Origin of the sequence: Mesorhizobium sp. WSM4310 (assembly GCF_007003935.1) — a bacterium.
GTDB lineage: Bacteria > Pseudomonadota > Alphaproteobacteria > Rhizobiales > Rhizobiaceae > Mesorhizobium.
This window is the reverse complement of sequence record NZ_VFTA01000009.1, coordinates 136,296-161,097: the sequence shown is the minus strand read 5'-3', so window position 1 is coordinate 161,097 and position 24,802 is coordinate 136,296. Positions and strand designations below refer to the sequence as shown.

The 24,802-nt window shown below is 64.2% G+C and carries 21 protein-coding genes and 2 pseudogenes; 14 read left to right on the top strand and 9 right to left on the bottom strand.

The window, feature by feature from the left end; genetic code table 11:
* Positions 1–60 precede the first annotated feature (60 nt).
* On the top strand, positions 61–630 hold the full coding sequence (locus FJV80_RS12900; protein WP_142876552.1) for a TetR/AcrR family transcriptional regulator: 570 nt from the start codon (positions 61–63) through the stop codon (positions 628–630).
* A 39-nt stretch (positions 631–669) separates the two neighbouring features.
* On the opposite strand, the gene ugpC is transcribed toward FJV80_RS12900, so the two are convergent.
* The 6 genes from ugpC to FJV80_RS12870 form a co-directional block, all read right to left on the bottom strand.
* A complete protein-coding gene (gene ugpC, locus FJV80_RS12895) occupies positions 670–1,743 on the bottom strand; it encodes a sn-glycerol-3-phosphate ABC transporter ATP-binding protein UgpC (protein WP_095787949.1) in 1,074 nt (357 codons plus the stop codon).
* On the bottom strand, positions 1,730–2,668 hold the full coding sequence (locus tag FJV80_RS12890; protein WP_095772187.1) for a PfkB family carbohydrate kinase: 939 nt from the start codon (positions 2,666–2,668) through the stop codon (positions 1,730–1,732). The genes ugpC and FJV80_RS12890 overlap by 14 nt, the downstream gene beginning before the upstream one ends.
* Positions 2,668–3,690, bottom strand: a complete 1,023-nt coding sequence (locus FJV80_RS12885) for an SIS domain-containing protein (protein ID WP_142876551.1) — start codon at positions 3,688–3,690, stop codon at positions 2,668–2,670. The genes FJV80_RS12890 and FJV80_RS12885 overlap by 1 nt, the downstream gene beginning before the upstream one ends.
* On the bottom strand, positions 3,687–4,532 hold the full coding sequence (locus tag FJV80_RS12880; protein WP_095787946.1) for a carbohydrate ABC transporter permease: 846 nt from the start codon (positions 4,530–4,532) through the stop codon (positions 3,687–3,689). Before FJV80_RS12880 ends, FJV80_RS12885 begins: the two co-directional genes overlap by 4 nt.
* Complete coding sequence (locus FJV80_RS12875; protein ID WP_142876550.1) at positions 4,532–5,416, bottom strand: sugar ABC transporter permease; 885 nt, start codon at positions 5,414–5,416, stop codon at positions 4,532–4,534. Before FJV80_RS12875 ends, FJV80_RS12880 begins: the two co-directional genes overlap by 1 nt.
* Before the next feature lie 185 nt (positions 5,417–5,601).
* Complete coding sequence (locus FJV80_RS12870) at positions 5,602–6,840, bottom strand: extracellular solute-binding protein (protein ID WP_095793273.1); 1,239 nt, start codon at positions 6,838–6,840, stop codon at positions 5,602–5,604.
* 220 nt (positions 6,841–7,060) lie between these two features.
* On the opposite strand from FJV80_RS12870, the gene FJV80_RS12865 reads away from it, so the two are divergent.
* Together FJV80_RS12865 and FJV80_RS12860 are read left to right on the top strand one after the other, a co-directional pair.
* A complete protein-coding gene (locus FJV80_RS12865; protein ID WP_142876549.1) occupies positions 7,061–8,275 on the top strand; it encodes an ROK family transcriptional regulator in 1,215 nt (404 codons plus the stop codon).
* A gap of 102 nt (positions 8,276–8,377) precedes the next feature.
* Entirely contained in the window at positions 8,378–9,988 is a 1,611-nt protein-coding gene (locus tag FJV80_RS12860; protein ID WP_095772192.1) for an inorganic phosphate transporter, read from the top strand.
* A 163-nt stretch (positions 9,989–10,151) separates the two neighbouring features.
* Here FJV80_RS12860 and FJV80_RS12855 read toward each other — a convergent pair whose 3' ends face one another.
* The 3 genes from FJV80_RS12855 to FJV80_RS12845 all read right to left on the bottom strand — a co-directional run bounded on the left by FJV80_RS12855 (position 10,152) and on the right by FJV80_RS12845 (position 13,353).
* Complete coding sequence (locus FJV80_RS12855; RefSeq protein WP_095793175.1) at positions 10,152–10,997, bottom strand: MFS transporter; 846 nt, start codon at positions 10,995–10,997, stop codon at positions 10,152–10,154.
* 414 nt (positions 10,998–11,411) lie between these two features.
* The gene (locus FJV80_RS12850) at positions 11,412–12,572 is read right to left on the bottom strand and encodes a patatin-like phospholipase family protein (protein ID WP_095772194.1); all 1,161 of its coding nucleotides are present in this window, start codon (positions 12,570–12,572) and stop codon (positions 11,412–11,414) included.
* On the bottom strand, positions 12,565–13,353 hold the full coding sequence (locus tag FJV80_RS12845) for an acetoacetate decarboxylase (RefSeq protein WP_142876548.1): 789 nt from the start codon (positions 13,351–13,353) through the stop codon (positions 12,565–12,567). The genes FJV80_RS12850 and FJV80_RS12845 overlap by 8 nt, the downstream gene beginning before the upstream one ends.
* A 246-nt stretch (positions 13,354–13,599) precedes the next feature.
* Here FJV80_RS12845 and FJV80_RS12840 point away from each other — a divergent pair, with 246 nt between their 5' ends.
* The 11 genes and pseudogenes from FJV80_RS12840 to FJV80_RS34515 all read left to right on the top strand — a co-directional run.
* On the top strand, positions 13,600–14,388 hold the full coding sequence (locus FJV80_RS12840) for a 3-hydroxybutyrate dehydrogenase (protein WP_142876547.1): 789 nt from the start codon (positions 13,600–13,602) through the stop codon (positions 14,386–14,388).
* Positions 14,327–14,653: pseudogene (locus FJV80_RS35695) on the top strand (metallophosphoesterase); the annotation flags it as partial. The gene FJV80_RS12840 and the pseudogene FJV80_RS35695, both read left to right, overlap by 62 nt.
* A gap of 230 nt (positions 14,654–14,883) precedes the next feature.
* Complete coding sequence (locus FJV80_RS35000; protein ID WP_246688956.1) at positions 14,884–15,183, top strand: hypothetical protein; 300 nt, start codon at positions 14,884–14,886, stop codon at positions 15,181–15,183.
* Positions 15,184–15,402: 219 nt separating this feature from the next.
* On the top strand, positions 15,403–16,731 hold the full coding sequence (locus FJV80_RS12830) for an NAD(P)H-dependent oxidoreductase (protein WP_142876546.1): 1,329 nt from the start codon (positions 15,403–15,405) through the stop codon (positions 16,729–16,731).
* Positions 16,732–16,733: 2 nt separating this feature from the next.
* Positions 16,734–17,762, top strand: coding sequence for a thiamine pyrophosphate-dependent dehydrogenase E1 component subunit alpha (locus tag FJV80_RS12825; protein ID WP_095793177.1), 1,029 nt, complete (start codon positions 16,734–16,736; stop codon positions 17,760–17,762).
* A complete protein-coding gene (locus tag FJV80_RS12820; RefSeq protein WP_019861532.1) occupies positions 17,762–18,760 on the top strand; it encodes an alpha-ketoacid dehydrogenase subunit beta in 999 nt (332 codons plus the stop codon). The genes FJV80_RS12825 and FJV80_RS12820 overlap by 1 nt, the downstream gene beginning before the upstream one ends.
* Positions 18,761–18,763: 3 nt before the next feature.
* The gene (locus FJV80_RS12815; RefSeq protein WP_142876545.1) at positions 18,764–20,134 is read left to right on the top strand and encodes a pyruvate dehydrogenase complex dihydrolipoamide acetyltransferase; all 1,371 of its coding nucleotides are present in this window, start codon (positions 18,764–18,766) and stop codon (positions 20,132–20,134) included.
* 210 nt (positions 20,135–20,344) lie between these two features.
* Positions 20,345–21,331: an ABC transporter substrate-binding protein gene (locus tag FJV80_RS12810; RefSeq protein ID WP_095772201.1), complete on the top strand. Its 987-nt coding sequence runs from the start codon at positions 20,345–20,347 to the stop codon at positions 21,329–21,331.
* A gap of 59 nt (positions 21,332–21,390) precedes the next feature.
* Complete coding sequence (locus FJV80_RS12805) at positions 21,391–23,094, top strand: iron ABC transporter permease (protein ID WP_142876544.1); 1,704 nt, start codon at positions 21,391–21,393, stop codon at positions 23,092–23,094.
* A complete protein-coding gene (locus tag FJV80_RS12800) occupies positions 23,082–24,158 on the top strand; it encodes an ABC transporter ATP-binding protein (RefSeq protein ID WP_095787934.1) in 1,077 nt (358 codons plus the stop codon). The genes FJV80_RS12805 and FJV80_RS12800 overlap by 13 nt, the downstream gene beginning before the upstream one ends.
* Positions 24,158–24,377: pseudogene (locus FJV80_RS34515) on the top strand (MBL fold metallo-hydrolase); the annotation flags it as partial. The gene FJV80_RS12800 and the pseudogene FJV80_RS34515, both read left to right, overlap by 1 nt.
* Positions 24,378–24,802: the final 425 nt, after the last annotated feature.

Here is a 24,802-nt window from a genome sequence, read left to right as displayed (position 1 = left end):
CTTTACTGTACCGTCTGGACGGTCTTGTCAATTGGGCCTAAGCTTGCGAAGGGAGGCGCCATGAGAGCCCAACGACGGAACTCGCGCGAGAAGATACTCGCGGCGGCGGCTGATGTTGCCCGGGAATCCGGGCCCGGCAGCCTGTCGCTGGATGCCGTCGCCAGCCGCGCCGGCGTGTCGAAGGGTGGGTTGCTCTACAATTTCCCAACCAAGGCCAAATTGATGCAGGGGCTGGTCGAAGGCTATCTGCGTGATTTCGAGCAGGCGCTGGAGACCGCCAACAGCAACGACGATGGTAAAAATCCGCTCGCCGTCTACATCAGGCTGTCGGCCGATGATTGCGAGGAAAAGCGACCCTCGGCCTCATGGATCTTTTCGGCGATCGCCGAGGATCCCGATTTCATGACGCCGATAAAGACATTCAAGCGGCAGCTTTTCGAACGGCTGAAGGGCGAAACATCAGACCTCAAATCGCTGCTGGTCTGTTACCTCGCCATCGAGGGGCTGCGCAGCATGAACCTTTTCGATTCCGATGTGCTGTCGAAGGACGAACGGGAGCTGCTGGTGGCGTCGCTGCTGGAGATCGCCAATTCGCCCGATACCCACCAAGCTTCCGGGACGCAATCTTGACGGCTTTCCGCCGGCAGGCACCGGGTTTCCGGGGCAGACTCAAAAGGCCTTGCCGGTGTCAGGGTCGAAGAGCCGCAGCGCGTCCTCGCTGAAGGCGAAGCTTGCCGCCTGACCTTTCGCGACGCGGCACGCCGGCGGCAGGCAGGCCGTCAGCCGCTGTGTGCCGATCCGTGCGGTGGTGACCAGTTCGGGACCGGTCAACTCGACGACTTCTATTTCCACCGGCAGTGACGGCGCGGTCGCATCCGCGGCGACCCGCAATGCTTCGGGCCTGATGCCGACCACAACCCGCGCTCCGTCCAACACCGTGTCGCGGAAATGGGCGGGCAAGGGCAGGCTCGCCTTGGCGCCATCGATGGCCAGCATGGTCCCTTGAACCGTCGCCTGCAGCATATTCATCGACGGCGCGCCGACAAAGCCGGCGACATAGAGCGTTGCCGGCTCGTTGTAGATCTCCTCGGGCGTGCCGAGTTGCTCGATCCTGCCGTCGCGCATCACCGCGATGCGGCTCGCCAGCGTCATTGCCTCGATCTGGTCGTGGGTGACGTAGACGACGGTTGTCTGCAGCATCTGGTGCAGGCGCTTCAGCTCGGTGCGCATCTCCAGGCGCAGCTTGGCGTCGAGATTGGACAAAGGCTCGTCGAAGAGGAAGACCTGCGGCTTGCGCACCAGTGCCCTGCCGATGGCGACGCGCTGGCGCTGGCCGCCGGAAAGCTGGCTCGGCTTGCGGTCGAGCAGGGCTTCGATCTGCAGCAGTCTTGCCGCCTCGGCCACCGCCTTTTCGCGCTCATCGGCGGCGACGCCGCGCATTTCCAGACCAAAGCCGATATTACGGCGCACGGTCAGGTTCGGATACAGCGCGTAGGACTGGAAGACCATGGCGATGTCGCGGTTCTTGGGGTGAACGCCAAGGATCGAGCGGCCGCCGATCAGCACGTCGCCGCTCGTCGCTTCGGCGAGGCCGGCGATGATGTTGAGAAGCGTTGACTTTCCGCAACCCGACGAGCCGAGCAGCACCAGGAATTCGCCGCTCTGCAGCGCGATGTCGATGCCTTTGAGCGTTTCGACGCTGCCGTAATTCTTGCGGACGTTGCGGATTTCAAGCGCGCTCATGCGTGGCTTCCCTTGGATGCACCGGTTCGCCGTAGTTACGGGGCAAGGTTGATATGGCGCGCGACGCCACCTGCGTCGCGGCTGCAAGCGAGGCGGTCAGCGTCTGGTCCTGTGCCAGTGCGGCCAGGAAGGCCGCATTGAAAACATCGCCGGCGCCGATCGTGTCGATGACCTTGACGTCCGGCGCGGTCGCCGTGACCAGCGCTCCGCCCGGCCCGATGGCGACCGCCCCTTCGGGGCCGCGCTTGGCGACGGCGGTCGCGCCCTTCTTCATGCTGGACTGGATTTGCCGCGCGGCCTCGACCGGATCGGGCAGGCCGGCCAGGGTCACGGTCTCCACCTCGTTGAACAAAGCAAGGTCGCAACGCGCGAGCCAGGTGCGGGCCGCCTTGCAGTTCGCCGGGGTCCAGCCCTCAATCGGCCAGCCGGTGTCCAGCGCCACAGCTATGTCGTGCCCGCTCGCCCAGTCGAAGAACGCTTCGTAGTCGCGGGTCAGATCATCGGTGAGGAAGGAGCCGCACAGCAACGCATAGCCGCCGGTGAGGCGCTTGCCGTCGAGCACCGAAAATACGTCGGCAAGGCTGAAGCGAGGCAGGTGGCCACGCGTGGTGAAAAACGTCCTTTCGCCGTCGGGATGGGTCATGCCCACCGAAAGCGTCGTGCTCTCCGGGCGCACCGGCCATTTGTCGGCGCGGGCGCCGAACGCCTCACGCAGCCAGCGGCCGAACTGGTCGTCGCCGACATTGGCGGCGATCTCGAAATCAATGCCCAGCGCCTGCCAGGCGAGCCCGGTGTTGCCGGCCTGTCCACCAACGCGCAGATCGTCGTGATCGACGACGGTTTCCGTGCCTGCCTTCGGCCATGGCGCGACCGGGCCGACAATCAGGTCGACATTGACATTGCCGATCACCGCGAGCGGACGCATCACTCGCTCCTGGTGATCTTGGTCGAGCGCACGGGCGTGCCGGCATTGTCGACGCGGCTGTCGGCGAAGGCGATCATCAGGCGCTGTGCCACCGGCAGCATGGCGAAGATCGCGGCGAGACCCGAAGCCGGCTTGAACGAGAGCGTGACAGCGCCCGCGACCGGCGATTGTCCGGAGGCGTCGAAGATGATCAGCGGCGCGCCGGCGTCGGCCACGGAAAGGGCCATCGCCGTCACCAGTTCCGCCGTCGGATCGTTGCCGCGAAACAGGATGACGCCGATTTTTGGGCCGAGCATCTCCATCGGTCCGTGCCGCAACTGGCCGCCTTCGAGCGAGAAGCAGGGCAGCCGCGACAGTTCGGTGAGGCCGAGCGCCAGCGCCTCGGCCACGCCTTGCAGGCGGCGGCCGGAGGTGACGATGGTCGTCACCTCCTCCAGCGCTGCGAGCGCTTGCGTGATGTCATTGTCCTGCTTCTGATCCAGTGCGCCAAGAGCGGCACTTGGGTCCTCACCCAACGCGGCCAGGATGGCCAGATGCAAGGCGAAGGTCACGGTCAGGCTGCGGGTGGCGGCGAAGGCCAGTTCGGTGCCGCCGGCGCCGACCAGGCAAGGCGCGGTGCGGGCGAGAAAGGAGCCGCCCTCGAGCGTCAGACCGAAAATATCAGCAGTGCTTCCAGCTTCCGCAAACCACCTGACGACCTCCGCGCTCTCGCCGGACTGCGAGGTGACGAGCACCGTCCTGTCGTCCAGCGGCACCGGCTGGCCGAGCTGTTCCGAGAGCGGCAGTGCCAGCGCATCGATGCCGAGCGCGCGATAAAGCGGTTCGACGGCGCGCCCGACGGCATGCGAGCCGCCCATGCCGAGCAGCAGCAGCCGGCCGGTCTTCCCGATCGAGGCTGCGACCTGAGCCGCCATCGCAGCGTTGTTCTCGAACGAAGCACGCGCATCCGCATCCTGGCGCGCCATTTCGCGGTCGATGGCGACCAGTCCGGCCGGTCGAATTCTTGTTGCAGTCATCGTCATCCTTTCACACCGCCGCTGGTCAGGCCCGAGATCAGCGCCCGCTGCATGACGAGGCCGATCAGCACCGGCGGCAAAGCGGCCAGCACGCCGGCGGTGGCAATCAGCCCGTAGTCGGAAACACGGCCGCCGGCCAAATCGGCGATGGCGACAGTCAAGGTCTTGGCGCGCTGGTCGGAGGTGAACAGCAGCGCATAGAAGAATTCGTCCCAGGCGAGCAGCACGGCAAACAGCGCCGATGTCGCCATCACTGGTGCCGCCAGCGGCAGCGTGATGATGCGTAGCGTCTGGAACAGGCCGGCGCCGTCGATCATCGCCGCCGCCTCGATCTCGCGCGGGATGGAGTCAAAGCCGGATTTCATCAGCCAGGTGGTGAAGGGCGCCAATATGGTCAAATAGACCAGCGCCAGTCCGAAGACATTGTTGAGCAGGCCGAGATGCGACAGGCCCATATAGAGCGGCACGGCGAGCGCCACCGGCGGCAGCATGTAGGTGGCGATGACCATCGACAGCGACCAGCCGATCGCCGGCGTGCGCGAGACCGCCCAGCCGGCGGGGATGGCCAAGGCGAGCGCGGCCAGCGTCGCCATGCCGGCGATCTCCAGGCTGTTGCGCAGCGACGAGGTGAAGGCGGCGCCGGCGCTGTTTTCGGCGGTCGACAGCAATGTCTGGTAGCGCGAGAAGTCGGCAGCCTGCGGCCACCAGCGCAGCGGCTTGGCGGCGAGATCGGCGGCCGGCGAAATGCTCATGATGAACAGCCAGGCGATCGGCGCCAGGATGATGGCGGCGAGCAGCAGCGCGCAGGCATAGATGAAAAGGGTGAAGGCGGGGCTTCTGCGTTCCATCAGACGGCACTCCCGGCGGTCTTCTTCACCAATGCCGCATAGGCGACGGCGAGCACGGTGACGAGCAAGGTGACGATCAGCGCCAGCGACGCGCCGGAGCCGGCGCGCTGGAAAGAGAAGGCTTCCTGGTAAACGAGGATCGACAGCGTGCGCGTGCTGTTTGCCGGGCCGCCGCGGGTCATCACCCAGATGATGTCGAAGACCTTGAAGGCCTCGATGGTGCGCAGCACCAGCGCCACCATCAGCGGGCCGGCGAGATAGGGCAGGATGACGAAGCGGAAGCGGTTGAACGGTCCCGCGCCATCGACAAGCGAGGCGGCGGTGATGTCGCGCGGCACCGCCTGCAAAGCGGCGAGCGCGATCAGCGCCACCAGGGGAAAGTTCTTCCAGCAGTCGGCGACGATCAGCGCCGTCAGCGCCGTTCCCGGCTCACCCAGCCAGGAGCGGTAGGCGTCGATGAGATTGAGTTGCGTCAGCGCGGCGTTCAGCGCGCCATATTCGGGATTGTAGATCAGCCGCCACAGCGTGGCGTTGACCACGGTCGGCAATGCCCAGGGCAGGATCATCAAGGCGCGCAGGACGGCGCGGCCGTGGAACTGCTGATTGAGCAGCAAGGCGGCGAGAACGCCGATCGCCATTTCGGCGGCCACCGAAATGACGGCGAACAGCGTCGTGGTGACCAGCGTGCGCGAGAAATTCGAGCTCGACAGCATGTTGGCGTAATTGTCGAAGCCGACGTAATTGCCGCCGGTGCCGACCAGCTTGGCGTCGGTGAAGGAAAGACCGACCGTATCGACCAGCGGCCAGCCGATGACGGCGACCATGACCACGAGCAGCGGCAGCATCAGCAACCAGGCACGGGTCGTCATCCAGGTGCTCGACATCAGAGCAGCCTCTCTTCATTCATGGTAATTTCAGACATAGCACGGGCGGCACTCGCGCATGACCCCGGAAGTCGGAACCGACTTCCGGAAAGGATCATGCGCAAGATCAGAAGTGCTACAGCGTCCTTTGCGCGTCCAAGGGACGGGCGGCCCTGTAGTGCCGCCCGCAACTGGAGAACAATGCCTCAGAGGCCACTGTTTTGCGCGGCGGTCTTCAGGGCGTCTTCCGGCGACGATTGGCCAAGCAGCGATTCCTGGATGGCCTGCTGCAGCGCGGTCGACAGTTCCTGGTATTTCGGCGTGGTCGGACGCGGATACATGGCGGCGAGGCCGAGCTTGGCGGCGGCGATCAGCTCTTCCTGGCCCTTGGTGACGGCCGGGTCGTCATAGGACGAGGCCCAGATCGGCAGCGACAGCTTGGCGTACTGGTTCTGCGTCGCCTGCGAGGTCATGTATTCGATGTATTTCCAGGCTTCGTCCGGATGCTTCGAGACCGCGGTGACGCCGAGGCCCATCGACCCGTTGACGGCCGACACCTCGCTGATGCCGGTGACACCCGGCGCCGGCACCACGCCGACCTTGCCCGCGACCTTCGAGTCCTTCGGATCGTTGGCCATGTTGTACATGTAGGTCCAGTTGAGCGCGAAGGCGGCGTCGCCGTTTTCGAAGACCTTGCGCACGTCCTCTTCCAGGAATTCCTTGGAATTCGGGTTGGTGAGGCCGGACTTGTAGCTGTCGACCATGTATTTCAGCGCCGAGAGGCCGCCGCCATTCTGGAAGTCCGGCTTGCCGTCCTTGAGGAAGTCGCCGCCATAGGCGCTGACCAGCGTGGTGTAGTCGCAGATCGCGGCCTCGGCCTGCGACCAGCTCCAGGCGATCGGCGTCTTCAGCAGGCCCTTGTCCTGGATGGTCTTGGCCTGCGCGCCAAGCTCTTCCCAGGTCTTCGGCGGCGTCTTGATGCCGGCCTTTTCCAGGATATCCTTGTTGTAGAACAGGTATTTGGTGTCGAGAATCCACGGCATGCCATAGTATTTGCCGTCGTACTGGACCGTGGTCCAGGCGCCGGGCAGCACGCCCTTCTTCATGTCGTCGGTGATCTTCGACGAAACGTCGACCAGCACCTTGTTGGTGGCGTATTCGGCCGGCCAGATGACGTCGAACAGCACAACGTCGTAGCCGCCGCCCGAACCCTGGGCCAGCACGGTTTTGTCGTGCAGGCCTTCGTAGGGAACGAATTCGAGATTGACCTTGACGTCAGGATTGGCCTTGGTGAAGGCGTCCGTCATGGCGCGCACGTCGGCTTCGCTGTAGGCGGCCTGCGCCATGAACAGCGCATTGAGCGTCGTTTCGGCGAAAGCGTGAGGGACGAGCAGTCCTCCGGCGAAGACCGCGCCGACCAGTGTCTTGGTGATTGTCTTAAGCATCTTCTTCTCCCATTTCCGGCGTTGACGGGCCGGCGATGCGGGCGTTTCGCTTCGCCTTCCCGGATCCATGTCGCGTGACCTGATGCTTACCCGGCTGACCGGTGGCGACAGGCGGAAGCCCTTGGCCATCTTGTTCTGGGACATTCAGTTTGCATTAAGTCAACTCGCTTGACTTAATTAGTCGATCAATATTCTAATGGAGTCAAGAGGGGAAAAGCCGGTGGATGACATCAGCCCGATCCGCGCCAAAAGCGGCACCAACCAGGAAGGCACCAGCGCACACAACCGCCGGGTCATGATCGAGGCGCTGCGTCTCAATGGCGCCCTGTCGCGGGCCGACCTGGCGCGGGCGACGCAGCTCACCAAGCAGGCGGTCTCCAACATCATCGAAGATCTCGAAAGCGACGGCCTGGTCGTCGCGCTCGACGCGGTGCGCAAGGGCAGGGGGCAGCCGTCGACGCCCTACAGGCTGGTGCCTGAAGGCGCCTTCGCCATCGGCTTGCATATAGACCGCCATCTGACGCGCGCCGTGGCCGTCGACCTGATGGGCAGCGTGCTGGCGCGGGCCGAGGCGAACCTGCCTTTCGATGAGCCGTCGAAGGGTGTCGAGATCATCCTGAAGCTGATCGCCGGTGTGCGCCGTGACCTGGCCGGCATTTCGGTCCAGTCGGAAAAACGGCTGGTCGGTCTCGGTGTTGCCATGCCCGGTCCTTTCGGACTGAAGGATTCGGACGACAAGTGGATGATGCCGGCCTGGCAGAAGTTTCCGCTGCTGGAGGCGCTGGCCAAAGGCACGGGGCTGAATGTCGGCCTGCAGAACGATGCCGCCGCCTGCGCCACTGCCGAACGTATCGTCGGCGCGGCACATGGCGTCGACCACGCGGTCTGTCTCTATGTCGGCTACGGCATCGGCGCCGGGCTGATCCTCAATGGCGAACTCTACAGCGGCGGCCATGGCAATGCCGGCGAAATCGGCATGGCGCTGCTGGCGCCGGCGGGACCGGGCTCGACGCCGCTCGAGCACCGCGCCTCGCTGGCCTCGCTCTACCAGCATCTAGGCCTCAATCCGGCGGACAGTGATATCTACGAACAGATGAACGCCCTGGTGCTGGCCGAGGATGCCAAGATGATGGCCTGGATCGACGGGGCAGCGCATGATCTGCGCTGGAGCGTGCATCTCATCGAGACGATCTTCGATCCGCGGACCGTGATCCTGACCAGTGGCGCGCCGGAAGCGCTGGCGCGCCGGCTTGTCGAGGCAATGCACCCGCTGCTGCCGTCGATCGCCGACCGGCCCGCAAGAATGTTGCCTCGCCTGCAACTCGGCACCACCGACCCCTGGTCGATCGCGCTCGGTGCGGCCGCGGCGCCGATCAGCCGCGCCTTCGATCCGCTGTTCTCGGCGATCCTGAAGACGCGTTCCGCTCCGGCATAGGAGCTCCCAAGGCGGAGACCCTTATTTCGGCGTCACACAGGGTTCATCGTGCGGACATAGCGTCTTTTCCAGTTCTTTGCTGCAATGCAATAGGAGTGGGACATGGTGGACATAGTGTCTAGTGAGGCGGGCATTCCGAGACCGGATCATCCGCTGGACAGTTCGGGCGGCGCGAAGTGGTTCCTGCCGGCCTTCGGCGTGCTGGTTCTGGTCGGCGTGGTCTATGTCGGCTACGCGCTGAGCCAGGACCTGGCGGTGGCCAAGACCGTGCCGTGGATCCTGCTCGGCATCGCCTTGCTGATCGCGCTCGGCTTCGAATTCGTCAACGGCTTCCACGACACCGCCAATGCTGTGGCGACCGTCATCTACACGCGCTCCCTGCCGGCCGAATTCGCCGTCATGTGGTCGGGGGTCTTCAACTTCCTCGGCGTTCTCACCTCCAGCGGCGCGGTGGCCTTCGGCATCCTGTCGCTGCTGCCGGTCGAGCTGATCCTGCAGGTCGGCTCCTCCTCCGGCTTTGCCATGGTGTTCGCGCTGCTCGTCGCCGCGATCCTGTGGAACCTCGGCACCTGGTTCCTCGGCCTGCCGGCATCGAGCTCGCACACGATGGTCGGCTCGATCATCGGCGTAGGCCTCGCCAACCAGTTCATGGCGCCGTCCGGCAGCGCCACCAGCGGCGTCGACTGGTCACAGGCGACCAATGTCGGCGTGACCTTGCTGGTGTCGCCGATCATCGGTTTCTTCGCCGCCGCGATCCTGCTCTATGCGATGAAGCTTCTGGTTCGCAATCCGGCCCTCTACGAAGCCCCGAAAGGCAATGCTCCGCCGCCTTGGTGGATCCGCGGCCTGCTGATCTTCACCTGCACCGGCGTCAGCTTCGCGCATGGCTCCAATGACGGGCAGAAGGGCATGGGCCTGATCATGCTGATCCTGATCGGCGTGGTGCCGACGGCCTATGCGCTGAACCGCACGCCCGACATCAACTATCTCGAAGCCTACAAGTCGGCTTCAGCCAATGTCGAAACGGCGCTGGGCAAATATGCGAAGCCCGGCGTCACCGTCACGGATGCCAAGGATGCCAAGGCAGCCGTCCAGGATGCCGTGCGCACCCGCAGCTGGAGCGACAAGACAACGGTCGCGCTGCAGACCTACATCCACAACACGACGGCGGGACTGCAGCCCTATGCGTCGGTCGACAACGTGCCGACCGATCTGGTCAGCAACGCCCGCAACGACATCTATCTGATCGGCGAGGCGCTCAAGCTGATCGACAAGAAGCAGCTGTTGCCGATGCAGGGCGCCGATCTCAAGGCGGTGACCGACTACCACAAGGCCGTCGACAATGCGACGAAGTTCATCCCTCTCTGGGTGAAGATCGCGGTGGCGCTGGCGCTGGGTCTCGGCACCATGGTCGGCTGGAAACGCATCGTCGTCACGGTCGGCGAGAAGATCGGCAAGAGCCACCTGACCTATGGCCAGGGCGCGGCGGCCGAACTCGTCGCCATGGTGACCATCGGCATGGCCGACCGGCTCGGCCTGCCGGTTTCGACCACCCATGTGCTGTCGTCGGGCGTCGCCGGAACGATGGCCGCCAATGGCTCAGGCCTGCAATGGTCGACGGTGCGCAACCTGCTGCTGGCCTGGGTGTTGACCCTGCCGTGCTCGATCGCGCTTGCCTTCGTGCTGTTCATCGTCTTCCGCCAGGTGTTCTGAGCGTCAGACCCTCAAGAGAACGGCGCCACCTGCGGCGCCGTTCTCTTTCTCGGCCTATCCTGCGAAGACCAATGAAGAGTCAGAGCGTGCGTCTTCCCAAGCGGGCGCGCCGCTTCGAACGGTTCAGCTTTCGATGGAATGGTTGGCCGGCTCCAGCCGAGGCTCACCGCCGCACAACGTCCGCCCTGTTACGGCGGCGCAGCTGGCGTAGCGACAACATGTGCAGCAGGATCGAGCTTGGCACCACGAATGCAGGGGTCAGCACACCCGGATAATCGCCTGCGCCGATGCTCTGCACATCCGGGACAATCAACTGCAATGGGCCGGGCGAGGTGATCATGCCCATGGTGATCGCGACAGCGAAGTCGGCAAGCCCGAGGATGTTCCAGAGAGTTGCCGCCCTCCGGCCTTTGTCTGTGCCGGTCGCCACTGCGATCGCAGCCGGCAACGCGAACAAACCGGTCAGCATGTCGCCGATGCCTGCCGGCGCTGCGAAAACGCCAGGCAGTGTGCCACGCAGCCAGGCCGCGATAGCCCAGGTGCCGAACACGCGGTAGAGCTGAAGCATCACGAGCCAGCGCGCTGGCATCGCATCGAGCACCAGCCCGATCCGCTTCGAGAGCAGCAGGAGCGGCGCCCCGATGATCACCGGCAGGAAGATCGCCGATGGCAATACCGGAAAAGACGCGGTGTCCGCGTGGAAGAAGCCGTTGATCGCGGCGCTCCAGGCGAAGGCGAGCCACAGCGTGTCCGGGATCATGATCGCCAGCCAGGTCGTGCGGCGTTGAGCTGGCGTCAGGCTCGTGTGTTCGAGGCCGAGCCACAATCCCAGCGCGATGAGCCCGTGGGCCGCGAGCTGGTGGGCCGTGGTCGGAATGCCGGTGGCCGGGATCGCCGGCCATCTGTAGATCACCAGAAGCCAAAGCAACGTGAGCGGCGCAAACCAGAGCAGGCCGCGCCAGGCGTCACGCGACGGAACGATAGCAGGGGAAACAGCTTCGACGGTCATCAGCGGTACTCCATTAAGCCCAGGGCAATTCCAGGAAAAGTGTGAGCGGTTTTCCGTCTGGAATTGCGTCAAAACAAAGAGTTAGAGCGGTTCGCCGTTTCCATGAAACGGTGAAACGCGCTAGCGCATTTGCCTGCTCAAATGTACGCCCGCTTTCAGCGAGCCAATATCCGCGACAATCTTGATAGGCTGTGAAGAAGAACTTCACAGTCCGGCCGGGCTTGCTCGAAGGCGTGCCTACGCGGTCGCACCGTAGTTTCGCCGACCTGCCGCGGAACTCATGGTGACGGCCAGGCGGATCGCATCCTTGTCCCGCATGCCTGGCAGCGCTTCTGATAGGCACGATGCGCCGCGCCGGTTGATCAACCGGCGAAGGATTCCGTAAGATTGCTCCGCTTGTCCTGGACGCAAATGTCAGGTCGGGTCTTCGCGGTGCAGATCGTGGATGGTGACGCCGTCGGCATTGGTCGGCAGTGTCAGCCATTTGCGATGGCGCAAGGTGCGTTGCGTGTCTTCCAGGCCCGTGTCCCAATGCTCGCGCATCGAGGTGCCGGAGAACTCGTAGTCCTTGGCGTGACCTTCATAGCCCTTGTGCTGGTAGATCAGGTGCACGATGTTGACCAGGCCGGCATCCGAATAGTCCGCGATCAGCGCTTCTTCCGCCGGCGTCAGCTGCTCCTTGGGCACGCGCTTCAGCGCCTCGAGCAGGCGCATCTTCAGGCCATGAATGCGCTTGAAATTGTCGGTGTTCTGGCGCGTGCGGCTGGAATACATGATGTCCTTGTGGCGCGACAGCACGTCCGGCATGCTGCGCGGCAGCACGCCGCGCGCGCTGAACAGGTCGACCTGGAACACCAGCGACGAACGGTCCTCTTCCTGGTCGAGCAGATATTGCAGCGGCGTGTTGGAGACGATGCCGCCGTCCCAATAGTACTCGCCTTCTATGCGGACCGACGGAAAGGCCGGCGGCAGCGCGCCGCTGGCCATGATGTGCTCGGGCCCGATGCGGACCTTGTCGGTATCGAAATAGACGAAGTTGCCGGTCCGCACATTGACCGCGCCGACGCTCAGCCGTTTCTTGCCGTCGTTGAGGATGTCGAAATCGATCAGGCTCTCCAGCGTGTCCTTCAGCTCGGCGGTGTCGTAGAAGCTGGTGGCGCCCTCGGCGCCGGGATGCTCGAACCAGGGGTTGGGATTGCGCGGCTTGAAGAAGCCGGGCTGGCCCATGGTCATGGTCATCCACGACGAGGTACGGTTGCGGATGTCGCGGTAGATGTCGCCTTCCGGCGTATAAGCCCAGATCTTGCGGCCCGAGATGGTCTGCCAGAACTGTTCGAGCCGCTGCAGGCGGCGGCTGGACTCGTTGCCGGCGATGATCGAGGCGTTGATGGCGCCGATCGACACGCCGGACAGCCAGCTCGGCTCGCAGCCGGCATCGGCCAGCGCCTGATAGACGCCGGCCTGGTAGGCGCCGAGCGCGCCGCCGCCCTGGAACACCAAAGCGATGCGGTCATATTGCGCCGAGATCTCCGCGATCGTGGCCGCGGCTTCCTTGTTTCGATAGCGTTCAAGCACGAATTTTCTCCGGCTGGGTTGTGCTGGTTGCGAGCCGGCTGTGATCGGCAAGATAGTCGTGGACAACCTCGCCCAACCCAAGCGTCAAATCGGCCTTGAAGTGGACGGCGGAGACGATGTCGAGCACCGGCAGCTTGGCCACGTCGGCCATGACGTGGGGCCTGAGATCAAGCGCCGCTGGCGCCGTCCAGGCCTCCTTCAGCGTGATGTCGGTGAGGTAATAGCGCACCAGCTCGCAGATACGCGGGCCGCCGTCGACATGCGGGATGATCTTGATCAGGAAATTGGGCGCGGCGAGCGCGGCGAGCACGGAATCATGATCAGCTTCCCGGTGTTTGTAGCCCATCGTGCCGGTGGCGCACAGAACGCTGCCATAATGCAGCGTGCCGACGATCACCTCGCCTTCATGGATGATCTTGGGATTGGCCAGTTTCTTCGGAAAGCCCCACAGCTCGCGGCCGCCGGCGATCGGCGCGTCGTCGTCGAGATACATCGAATGGACATAGCCGCCATGCTGGCCCTTGTACCTCACCGGAATGACCTGGCCGGTCTCGGTGTAGTCGCCGAAGCCGGTGGAGTCGGGCATGCGGATGAATTCATACTTGACCAGCGGTTCGTCGATCTCCAGCGGCGCCGGCACGACGGCCTCCAGCGCCTCGCGTGTCGTGCGATAGGTGATGATGATGTATTCGCGGTCGAAGAACCGATAGGGACCTGGCGGGAAGGACGGGTTGGTCAGCGGCATCGCATGGGCGCGCTTCACGACATCGGCGATTTCCAAGCTGCACCCCCAAGGTTCTGTCGGATGAATTTCGTTCAGGAATGACCGCGCGAATGCGCAACCGATTATGTTGCACGGCACCATGACAGTGCCGTGTCAGCCAAACGACCGTGGTTTCGCGGCGGGGCGAGGCCGTGCCGGCGCTGTCGTCTGGCTGTAATCGCATCGACACATGGCTCTGTCATTGTCATGTTGCGACGCACAATTATATGCTGTCATTCCCCTCCCACCTCTCGCGAGATCACCATGGGTTCCCTGTCTTCGAAGAATGCCCTCGTCACCGGCTCGACCAGCGGTATCGGCCTGGCCATTGCCCGCGCTTTCGCCGCCGAGGGCGCCAACGTCACCATCAATGGTCTTGGCGACCCCACGGCCATCGAGCAGGAGCGCTCGGGCATCGAGAGGGATTTCGGCGTCAAGTGCCGCTACTCCGACGCCAACATGATGGATGGGGCGGCGGTGAGCGCCATGGTGCATGATGCCGAGGCGGCGTTCGGCAGCCTCGATATCCTGGTCAACAATGCCGGCATCCAGCATGTCGCGCCGATCGAGGAGTTTCCCGACGACAAATGGGAAGCCATCATCCGCATCAATCTTCTGGCGGCCTTCTATGCCATCAAGGCTGCGGTGCCGGGCATGAAGGCGCGCAAATGGGGCCGCATCATCAACACGGCTTCGGCGCACGCGCTGGTCGCCTCGCCGTTCAAATCGGCCTATGTGTCGGCCAAGCATGGCATTGCAGGGCTGACCAAGACGGTGGCGCTGGAAGTCGCGCAGGACGGCATCACAGTCAACGCCATCGCGCCCGGCTATGTCTGGACGCCACTGGTCGAAAAGCAGATCCCCGACACGATGAAGGCGCGCGGCATGACCGAGGAACAGGTCAAGCATGACGTGCTGCTCGCCGCACAGCCGACGAAAGAATTCGTCACCGTCGAGGAACTTGCCGCGCTGACGCTGTTCCTGTGCTCGGATGCCGCCAGGCAGATCACCGGCACGACCTTGCCGATGGACGGCGGCTGGACGGCACAGTAGAGGGGCAATCGAGCGTTGCGTGTTCTGGCCGGCGCCCCGCGGCGCCGGCGGGAAGGGTACGGACAGTTCCATGAAAATCATCCAGCTCTCCGACCCGCATCTGATGACGCCGGGTGGGCTGCTCTACGGTTCCGATCCGCTCGCAAGGCTGGAGGCCTGCCTGGCCGACATCGGCAAGAACCATGGCGATGTCGAACTGGTGGTGATCTCGGGCGACCTAACCAATGACGGCGAGCGTGCGGCCTATGCGGCGTTGCGGGACGGGCTGGCGCGATTTTCGCCGCCCTGCCGGCTGATGCTCGGCAACCATGACGACCGGGCGCTTTTCCTCGAAATGTTCCCCGATGCCGCCGCCGAGCAGGGGTTCGTGCAGACAGCGGCCATGTCGAGGGCAGGCTCTGCCCGGCGCGCCTCGACTGGCTCGACGAACGGCTGCAAGAGGCGGGCAACCGGCCGGTCTTCCTGTTCATGCATCACCCGCCGTTCCGGATACACATGCCGGTGCTCGATGAGGTCAGGCTTGCGGACGCCGATGCCTTCCATGACGTGCTGTCGCGCCACGGCAATGTCCGCCATATCTTCGCCGGCCATGTCCACCGGCAGATCGCCGGCAGCTGGCGCGGCATACCGGTCAGCACGCTGCGCAGCACCAACCACCAGACCGCGCTCGATTTTTCGCAGAGCTGGAGCCTGGGGCACGAGCCGCCCGCCTATGCCGTGATCTTGATCGATGCGGAGGGGGCGATCGTGCATTTTCACGATTTTCCCGTCGGCGCTGCTGACCGGGCTCCGTAAGGCCGTCCATCCCTGGATAGCGGTCCTGACGACACAGTCGCCATGGCCGGTGGACAAGTCCTGTGCCGCCGTCGCGGCTGCGGGCTTTTACACTTGTTCGCAGTCTGCGCAGCGACGTCAAAAAGCATTCGGATTTGGACATTAGTCTTGACAGAAATACAGATGTTCAATACCCGTCAAGCGAATGAACAAGCCTGCAATGTGGGAGGAATGAGCGGTATGGCTTCCAATATTTCGTTGACGGGCCTTGCCCGCGATCTCGATGAGCGCGGCAAATCGGGCAAGCCCATCCGCATCGGCCTGATCGGCTCCGGCGAGATGGGAACCGACATCGTCACCCGCGTCGCCCATATGTCCGGCATCGAGATCGGCGCGATCTCGGAACTGAACCTGCCGGCCGCCAGCAAGGCGGTGGACATCGCCTTCCAGGAAACCGGCCATGCGCGTGAAGTGTCGAACGCTTCGGCGATGACGGCTGCCATGGAGGCCGGCAAGGTGGCGGTCACCAATGACGCCAGCCTGGTCATCAACAATGATCTGATCGACGTGGTGATCGACGCGACCGGCGTTCCCGCCGTCGGCGCCGAGATCGGCCTGCGCGCCATGGAGCATGGCAAGCATCTGGTGATGATGAATGTCGAGGCCGACGTCACCATCGGCGCCTATCTGAAGAGCGAGGCCGACCGGCTGGGCGTCACCTATTCGCTGGGCGCCGGCGACGAGCCGTCCTCCTGCATGGAGCTGATCGAATTCGTCTCGGCCATGGGCCATCCCATCGTCGCCGCCGGCAAGGGCAAGAACAATCCGCTCAACATCGACGCCACGCCGCCGGCCTACGAGGAGGAGGCCAGGCGCAGGCATATGAATGTGCGCATGCTGGTGGAATTCGTCGACGGTTCGAAAACCATGGTCGAGATGGCGGCGATCGCCAATGCCACCGGGCTGGTGCCCGACAAGGCCGGCATGCATGGCCCCGCCGCGACTCTCGGCGAGCTCTCGAAAGTACTGGTGCCTGAAAAGGATGGCGGCGTGCTGTCCAGGGTCGGCGTCGTCGACTACTCGATCGGCAAGGGCGTGGCGCCCGGCGTCTTCGTCGTCGCCGACATGTCGCATCCGCGCATTTCGGAGCGCATGGAAGATTTGAAGATGGGCAAGGGCCCGTATTTCACCTTCCACCGCCCCTATCACCTGACCTCGCTCGAAGTGCCGCTGACCTGCGCCCGCGTCGTGCTTTACGGCAAAGCCGACATGGTGCCGCTGGCCAAGCCCGTGGCCGAAGTCGCCGCCGTGGCCAAGAAAGACATGCAGCCCGGCGAGAAGCTCGATGCGATCGGCGAATATTGCTACCGCGCCTGGATCATGACGGCGCCGGAAGCGCATGCCGCCAGGGCCATTCCCTGCGGGCTGCTGCAGGGCGGCTCGGTCACCGCGCCGATCAAGAAGGGCGAGCTTATCACCTATGCCAATGCCGCCCCGGCCCCGGGCTCCAAGATCGCCGAACTGCGCGCCCGCCAGGACAAGCTCGTCTACGGAATCGTGGGAGCCTGATCATGGCCGGAGCCAGCAAAGCCGTCGCGGACAGTCGCGCCAACCTGCCTTTCGTCTATCGCCAGTACAGCGCCGAGCAGCTCAAGCAGGTGCTCTACAAGATGTACCTCATCCGCCGCTTCGAAGAGGGCGCGGAGGAGAGCTACACGCGCGGCCTGATCCACGGCACCATGCACCTGTCGATCGGCCAGGAAGCCAGCGCCATGGGCATCTGCATGCCGCTTGGCGAGGATGACCAGATCACCTCGACGCATCGCGGCCATGGCCACTGCATCGCCAAGGGCGCCGAGGTCAAGCGCATGTTCGCCGAGTTCTTCGGCAAGACCACCGGCTACTGCAAGGGCCGCGGCGGTTCGATGCACATCGCCGATGTCGCCAAGGGCAATCTCGGCGCCAACGGCATCGTCGGCGGCGGCATTCCGATCGCCGTCGGGGCGGCACTCTCCTCCAAGATGATGAAGACCGGCAAGGTCGTCGTCTCCTTCTTCGGCGACGGCGCCAACAATGAAGGCGCCTTCCACGAGGCGCTCAACATGGCGGCGGTCTGGAAGCTGCCGGTCATCTTCGTCTGCGAGAACAATGGCTACGGCATGTCGACTTCGACCGCCCGTTCGACCGCGGTCAAGAACATCGCCGACCGCGCTGCCGCCTATTCGATGCCCGGCGTCATCGTCAACGGCAACATTTTCTCGGAGGTCGCCGAGGCCTCGTACAAGGCCGTCGAGCGCGCCCGCGCCGGCGAGGGGCCGACGTTGATCGAGTCCAAGACCTACCGCCATCGCGGCCATTCCAAGAGCGACCGCAACCGCTATCGCACCAAGGAAGAGATCGAGGACTGGATGTCGAACCGCGACCCGATCACGCTGTTCGAGAACGAACTGCGGGAATTCGGCTTCATCGACGACAAGGGCATCGAAGCCATCCGCAGTGAGGTGGCGCAGGAGATCGCCGATGGCATCGAGTTCGCCAAGGCGAGCCCGTCGCCCGACGTCAGCGAGACCGGAAATTACGTGTATACGGAGCAGGCGTGATGGACGCGATGGTGCGTGAACTGAGCTACGCCCAGGCGATCCAGGAAGCCATGGCGATCGCCATGGACATGGACGAACGCGTCTTCCTGATGGGCGAGGATATCGGCGTCTATGGCGGCGCCTTCCAGGTGACCGGCGATCTGGTCGAGCGCTATGGCACCGAGCGGGTGATCGACACGCCGATCTCGGAACTGGGCGGCGCGGGCGTTGCGGTGGGTGCGGCGCTCACCGGCATGCGGCCGATCTTCGAGTTCCAGTTTTCCGATTTCGCCACGCTCGCCATGGAGCAGATCGTCAACCAGGCGGCCAAGATGCGCTTCATGCTGGGCGGCGAGGTTTCGGTTCCCGTGGTGATGCGCTTTCCCGCGGGCTCGGGCACAGGTGCGGCCGCTCAGCACAGCCAGAGCCTGGAAGCTTGGCTCGGCCATGTGCCAGGGCTGAAGGTCATCCAGCCGGCGACGCCCTATGATGCCAAGGGCATGCTCCTGGCGGCCGTCGCCGATCCCGATCCGGTGATGATCTTCGAGCACAAGCTGCTCTACAAGATGAAGGGTCCGGTTCCCGAGGGCTATTACACGGTCCCGATCGGCAAGGCCGACATCCGCCGCGAAGGCCGCGACCTCACCATCGTCGCCACCTCGATCATGGTGCAGAAGGCGCTCGATGCCGCCGCCACGCTGGAAGCCGAAGGCATCGACGTCGAAGTCGTCGACCTCCGCACCATCCGGCCGATGGACAAGCAGACCGTCATCGACAGCGTCAAGAAGACGTCGCGGCTGATGTGCGTCTACGAAGCGGTCAAGACGCTGGGCATCGGCGCCGAGGTCAGCGCGATGATCGCCGAGAGCGAGGCGTTCGACTATCTCGATGCGCCGATCGTGCGGCTGGGCGGTGCCGAGACGCCGATCCCCTACAATCCGGAGCTCGAAAAAGCCACGGTGCCACAGGTTCCCGACATCATCAGCGCCGCGCGCGACCTCGTCAAAGGGGTTCGCTGAGACATGCCGACCGAAGTCATTCTTCCCAAGGTCGACATGGACATGGCGACCGGACAGATCTCGCGCTGGTTCGCCGAGGAAGGCGCGCGCGTCAAGAAGGGCGATGTGCTGTTCGAGATCGAGACCGACAAGGCGGCGATGGAGATCGACGCGCCGGCCAGCGGCGTGCTGCGCGACGTCACCGGCAAGGAAGGCATCGACATTCCGGTCGGCGCGCCGGTTGCGTGGATTTATGCCGACAATGAGGCTTATGGGGCTGATGTCACTGCGGCAAAGCAGGACAAAGGGCCAATCTCCCCACCCGTGGAGGAGATGTCGGCGAAGCCGACAGAAGGGACCCCGCCAACGTCGCATTCGGTCACGCCCCCCTCTGCCCTGCCGGGCATCTCCCCCACAAGGGGGGAGATTGGACAATCGCCGTCAGGCGCACGCGCGACACCGCTTGCCCGACGTCTGGCTCGTGAGGCAGGACTTGCTCTTGCAAGCATCATCGGCACCGGCCCATACGGCCGCGTGGTGAAGGCCGATGTCGATGCCGCGATTGCCGGTGGCGGCGCCAAGACAGCACCCGCCGCCAAGGCTCCTGCCGGTGCACCTGCCGCCGCTGCTCCGGCGGTGAAAGCGATGTCGGACGACCAGGTGCTGAAGCTGTTTGAACCCGGCTCCTACGAACTCGTCCCGCACGACAACATGCGCAAGACCATTGCGCGTCGCCTGGTCGAGGCCAAGTCCACCATCCCGCATTTCTACCTCACGCTCGACTGCGAACTCGATGCGTTGCTGGCATTGCGCACGCAGATCAATGCGGCCGCACCAATGAAAAAGACCGAGAAGGGTGACGTGCCTGCCTACAAGCTGTCGGTCAACGACATGGTCATCAAGGCGATGGCGATGGCGCTGAAGGCGGTGCCGGATGCCAATGCCTCGTGGACCGAAAGCGCCATGGTCAAGCACAAGCATGCCGATGTCGGCGTCGCCGTGTCGATCCCCGGCGGCCTGATCACGCCGATCATTCGGCATGCGGACGAAAAGACACTCTCCACCATCTCCAACGAGATGAAGGATCTGGCCAGCCGCGCCCGCAGCCGCAAACTGAAGCCGGAAGAGTATCAGGGCGGCACGACGGCCGTCTCCAATCTCGGCATGTTCGGCATCAAGGATTTTGCCGCCGTAATCAACCCGCCGCATGCGACGATCCTGGCGGTCGGCGCCGGCGAGGAGCGGGCGGTGGTCAAGAATGGCGAGATCAAAATCGCCACCGTGATGTCGGTGACCTTGTCGACCGACCATCGCGCGGTTGACGGGGCGCTCGGCGCGGAACTGCTGGTCGCCTTCAAACGGCTGATCGAGAACCCGATGGGCATGCTGGTCTAGAAGCCTGTCAAAGCAGCCCTGAGGCTCGTGGGACGCCCGTTCCGCGGGCCCGTATCGTCATGCCGTGAGAGCATTCAGCGCTAGGCTGTTGCCTGATCTGTTTGCGCATGCGCAGTGTCATCCACCAGTCATATGCGCCGTGCAGGGAGGAAGAGACGGGGAGCCGGCCAGGGGCCGGACCGGTCATGCACAGACAAGACAGGAGGTCTCATGAAGACGCTACTCATCAAGCTGCTGGCCAGCCAGCTGGCGCTCGCGGCAACTTTGTTTGCCGGCGTGGCAAACGCCGAAACACTGACGCTCTACACATCGCAGCCGGAAGCCGACGCGGCCAAGACCGTGGACGCCTTCAAGAAGGCGCAGCCCGGCACCGACGTGACCATCTATCGTTCCGGGACCAGCGACATCCTCACCAAGATGGCGGCCGAGTTCGCCGCCGGCAGCCCGCAGCCCGACGTGCTTTTGATCGCCGACGCGGTCTCGATGGAGCTGTTGAAGAAGGACGACCGGCTGCTGCCTTATCCCGAAGCCAAGCTCGATGGCATCGAAGCCGATGCCTATGACGCCGACAAGACCTATTTCGGCAGCAAGCTGATCACCACCGGCATCGTCTACAACACTGCGGCTGCTGAAAAGCCGCAGCATTGGGCCGATCTCGCCAAACCCGCCTATGCCGATGGCCTGGTCATGCCGAGCCCGCTCTATTCGGGTGCGGCCGCCTATCTGCTTTCCGGCTTTGCCGGCGATAGCAACTATGGCTGGGACTTCTTCCAGAAGCTTAAGACCAACAACACCGTCAGTGTGCGCGGCAACGGTGCCGTGCTGAAGTCGGTGGCATCAGGCGAGAAGCCCTATGGCATCCTCGTCGACTTCATGGCGATGAACGCCAAGAAGAAGGGCTCGCCGGTCGAGTTCGTGTTCCCGAGCGAAGGCGTGCCGGCGGTGACCGAACCGGTCGCCATCATGAAGACCGCGAGGGATGTCGACGGCGCCAAGAAGTTCGTCGACTTCATTCTGTCGGATGAAGGCCAGAAGCTGGCGCTGTCCATGGGCTATCTGCCGGCGCGTGCCTCGGTCGGCCGTCCCGAATGGCTGCCGGACGGCGTCAAGGTCAAGGTGATGCCGTTCGACACCAAGGCGATCGTCGCCAAGACCGACGCCGACAAGGCGAAGTTCCAGGAACTGTTCGGCGGCTGAGCCGGCAATCGCGGCGGGATGTCGTTTCGGCGGCATCCCGGATCTCAGGAAACACAACCATGCCAACACGCATCAGGGAAAGCCGGGGCCAGGAAATGGCCCTGACGGCGGCGGCAGCCATCGTCATCGTGCTGCTTTCGCTGCTGCCCATGCTGCGCCTGGTCAGGGAGATCGTGGCACCTGGCGGCACGCTGTCGACCGTGGCCATTGCGGCCGGGCTGAGAAGCCCGGCGACCTGGATCGCGACATGGCATACGCTGGTCGTCGGCATCGGCGGCACCTCGCTTGCGGTGCTGTCGGGAACGCTGGTGGCGGTGCTGGTCTCGTTGACCGACATACGCGGCCGCGGCGCACTGGTGCTGTGCTACGTCATGCCGCTGATGATCGCGCCGCAGGTGACTGCGCTGGCCTGGCTGCAGCTGTTCGGCCCGGCAAGCCCATTCCTCAAGCTGTTCGGAGCCGCGCCGCCGCTCGGCACGAAAAACCCGCTTTACTCGACGTCAGGCATCATCCTGCTGCTTGGCGTCCAATATGGCCCGCTGGTGTTCCTGCTGGTGCGTGCGGGCCTGCGCAAGCTGCCGCGCGAACTGGTGGAGGCGGCACGCGCCGGTGGCGCCGACTGGTTCACAGTGCTGGTCACCATCGTGCTGCCGCTGATGACGCCGTCGATCATGGCGGCGGCGGCATTGGCCTTCGTGTCCTGCGTCGGCAATTTCGGCATTCCGGCTTTCCTCGGCATTCCCGCCAACTACCTGGTGCTGCCGACCCTTATCTATCAGAAGCTGGCCGGCGGTGGTCCGGGCATGCTCGGCGAGACCGCGTTCCTATCGGTGCTGATCGGCGTCATCGCCATGGCCGGGATTCTCGCCCAGGAGGTGATGAGCCGCCGCCGCGACTACCGCATCTCTTCGACATCGCTGCCGGCCGAACCCTACGAACTCGGCCGCTGGCGGGCTATTGTCCAGGCCGGCCTGTGGCTGCTGATCGTGCTGGTGCTGTTCCTGCCGTTGTTCGGGCTGGTGCTGACCTCGCTGGTGCCGGGCTATGGCATCGCGCTCACGGCCAAGACGGCGACGCTCGACAATTACCGTTTCGTGCTGTTCGAGCATGATGCGGCCAACCGCGCCTTCTTCAACAGTTTCTGGCTGTCGGTTGCCGCCGCCTTCTTCGCGGTCATCGTCGCCGTGCCGGTCGCCTATCTCATGGCCTGGGGCAAGCAGCGCTGGGTGCGGCTGCTCAATCTGGCGGTCGAACTGCCCTATGCCTTGCCCGGCGTGGTGCTGGCGATCGCCTCGCTGCTGCTCTTCCTCAGGCCGATCCCACTGACCGGGATCCAACTCTACAACACGGTCTGGATCATCCTCTACGCCTACCTCGCCCGCTTCCTGGTGCTGGCGCTGCGGCCGACCATCAGCGGCTATCACCAGATCGACCGGGCGCTGGAGGAGGCCGCGCAGGTGGCGGGCGCCGGCCTGTTCACGCGCATGCGCACCATCATCTTTCCACTGGTCGCGCCGGCGGCGATCGCCGGTAGTCTGCTGATCTTCATGACGGCGCTCAGCGAACTCACCGTCTCGGCGCTGCTGTGGTCGTCAGGCTCGGAGACGATCGGCGTGGTGATGTTTTCCTTCGAACAGGGCGGCGATTCCAACTATGCGGCGGCGATGTCGGTCATCACGGTCGCGGTCACCTTCGTGCTGATGCTGGTGACCAATCTGCTTGCCCCTTACCTTCCCAGCGGAGTGTTGCCATGGCGCGACTGAGCCTGGACCATGTGACCAAGAGCTTCGCCAACTTCGACGCCGTGAAGGACGTCTCGATCGACGTTGCCGACGGCGAGTTCCTCGCCGTGCTCGGACCTTCCGGCTGCGGCAAGACGACGTTGCTCAGGCTCGTCGCCGGATTCGAGAAAGTGAGCTCGGGCGAAATCCGCATCGGCAGCGATGTCGTGTCGAGCAGCGTCGGCAGCGTCGCGCCGGAAAAGCGGCGCGTCGGCATCGTCTTCCAGAACTATGCGCTGTGGCCGCACATGACGGTGGCCGAGAATATCGGCTATTCGCTGAAGGTGGCGAAGCTCGACAAGACCGTCGCGCGCCAGAAGGTCGAGGACGCGCTGGCTCTGGTCAATTTGCAGGGACTGGGCGAGCGCAGGCCGGCCAATCTTTCCGGCGGCCAGCGCCAGCGCGTGGCGCTGGCGCGCTGTCTTGTCGCCGCACCGTCGCTGGTGCTGTTCGACGAACCGCTCGCCAATCTCGACGTGCATCTGAGAGCCTCGATGGAGGATGAGTTCGCTGCTTTTCATAAGCGCACCGGCACGACCATCGTCTACATCACCCACGATCAGGCCGAGGCGATGGCGCTGGCCGATCGCATCGCGGTGATGGATCATGGCCGCCTGGCGCAACTGGCGACGCCGCGCGAACTCTATCATGAGCCGGCAAATGAGATGGTAGCGTCCTTCATCTCGCAAGGCATCCTGCTGCCGGCGGATGTCCTGACGGGCGAAGACGGCGGCCATTGCAAGGTCAGGGTTCTGGGAACCGAGCTGGTGGTCCGCTGCCGCCCCGGCGAGCGGCCGCGTGCGGGTGCCAAGATCTGCTGCCGGTCGGCCGATCTCGACGTCTCGCCGGATGGGCCAGGCTTTGATGGTTTCGTCAAACGGGTGATCTACCAGGGTGGCGGTGCGCGCATCGAATTCGCGCCCGCCGCGGGGCCTGACCTCACCTTGCATTTCGAGCAGCCAGACCCGGTTGCGCTCGGGAGCGGAGCCCAGGCAAGGCTGCGCATAAGATCCGGCTGGCTGATCCCGGCGGGGACCGGTTCGTGATGATGCTGGACCTGCTTGGCGGCTTCGGGGAAAAGGGCCGCACCAGCCTTGCCGTCGGCAGCGGCGGCGACGGCATCCTGCTCGATATAGGCATCAAGGTCGGCGCCTCCGGCGCGGAATATTATCCGGCGCTCGACGGTCCGGTCGACGACATAGATGCTCTTCGTCTCGCACGCCCACGAGGATCATGTCGGTGCGCTGAGCTGGCTGTTGTCGCGCGTGAAGAATCCTGAGTTCACCGACGGCGACGACCCATGGCTTGGCGCGCTGATCGCGTCATTGTGGCAATCGCGCGCCAACTGGGCGACAGATGGCCATTGGTTGAGCGTCAACCTGCCGACCGCGCTGCCGGCGGAAATCCGGCAGCCGCGCATCGGCCGTGACAAGATCGGCCGCACGGCCGAGATCGTGGAAAGCGAAGGCGATCGTACCGTCATCACGGTGCCGCGCGGGCGCGCTCACGCCAGTGAGCCGGGCGACGAGAACGAGGCGATCGATACCGGCTTCGTCAGCATCAACAGGCTGAACTGGTTTGGCGAAACGCGGCTGGACGAACGGTTTGTGGGCGGGATTCTGGACTGAGCTTCCTATGTCCGACCATCCCGATCACCAAGCTGTCAGCGGCTAAACCGCGCCAATCCGAT

Coding starts and splice junctions, on each gene's coding strand:
- ugpC (WP_095787949.1), bottom strand. CDS start 1,743: ATGAGCGCGCTTGAAATCCGCAACGTCCGCAAGAATTACGGCAGCGTC.
- FJV80_RS12815 (WP_142876545.1), top strand. CDS start 18,764: ATGCCGACCGAAGTCATTCTTCCCAAGGTCGACATGGACATGGCGACC.
- FJV80_RS12840 (WP_142876547.1), top strand. CDS start 13,600: ATGGGTTCCCTGTCTTCGAAGAATGCCCTCGTCACCGGCTCGACCAGC.
- FJV80_RS12890 (WP_095772187.1), bottom strand. CDS start 2,668: ATGCGTCCGCTCGCGGTGATCGGCAATGTCAATGTCGACCTGATTGTC.
- FJV80_RS12900 (WP_142876552.1), top strand. CDS start 61: ATGAGAGCCCAACGACGGAACTCGCGCGAGAAGATACTCGCGGCGGCG.
- FJV80_RS12885 (WP_142876551.1), bottom strand. CDS start 3,690: ATGACGATGACTGCAACAAGAATTCGACCGGCCGGACTGGTCGCCATC.
- FJV80_RS12870 (WP_095793273.1), bottom strand. CDS start 6,840: ATGCTTAAGACAATCACCAAGACACTGGTCGGCGCGGTCTTCGCCGGA.
- FJV80_RS12820 (WP_019861532.1), top strand. CDS start 17,762: ATGGACGCGATGGTGCGTGAACTGAGCTACGCCCAGGCGATCCAGGAA.
- FJV80_RS35000 (WP_246688956.1), top strand. CDS start 14,884: ATGCCGGTGCTCGATGAGGTCAGGCTTGCGGACGCCGATGCCTTCCAT.
- FJV80_RS12805 (WP_142876544.1), top strand. CDS start 21,391: ATGCCAACACGCATCAGGGAAAGCCGGGGCCAGGAAATGGCCCTGACG.
- FJV80_RS12800 (WP_095787934.1), top strand. CDS start 23,082: ATGGCGCGACTGAGCCTGGACCATGTGACCAAGAGCTTCGCCAACTTC.
- FJV80_RS12810 (WP_095772201.1), top strand. CDS start 20,345: ATGAAGACGCTACTCATCAAGCTGCTGGCCAGCCAGCTGGCGCTCGCG.
- FJV80_RS12875 (WP_142876550.1), bottom strand. CDS start 5,416: ATGTCGAGCACCTGGATGACGACCCGTGCCTGGTTGCTGATGCTGCCG.
- FJV80_RS12880 (WP_095787946.1), bottom strand. CDS start 4,532: ATGGAACGCAGAAGCCCCGCCTTCACCCTTTTCATCTATGCCTGCGCG.
- FJV80_RS12860 (WP_095772192.1), top strand. CDS start 8,378: ATGGTGGACATAGTGTCTAGTGAGGCGGGCATTCCGAGACCGGATCAT.
- FJV80_RS12855 (WP_095793175.1), bottom strand. CDS start 10,997: ATGACCGTCGAAGCTGTTTCCCCTGCTATCGTTCCGTCGCGTGACGCC.
- FJV80_RS12825 (WP_095793177.1), top strand. CDS start 16,734: ATGGCCGGAGCCAGCAAAGCCGTCGCGGACAGTCGCGCCAACCTGCCT.
- FJV80_RS12830 (WP_142876546.1), top strand. CDS start 15,403: ATGGCTTCCAATATTTCGTTGACGGGCCTTGCCCGCGATCTCGATGAG.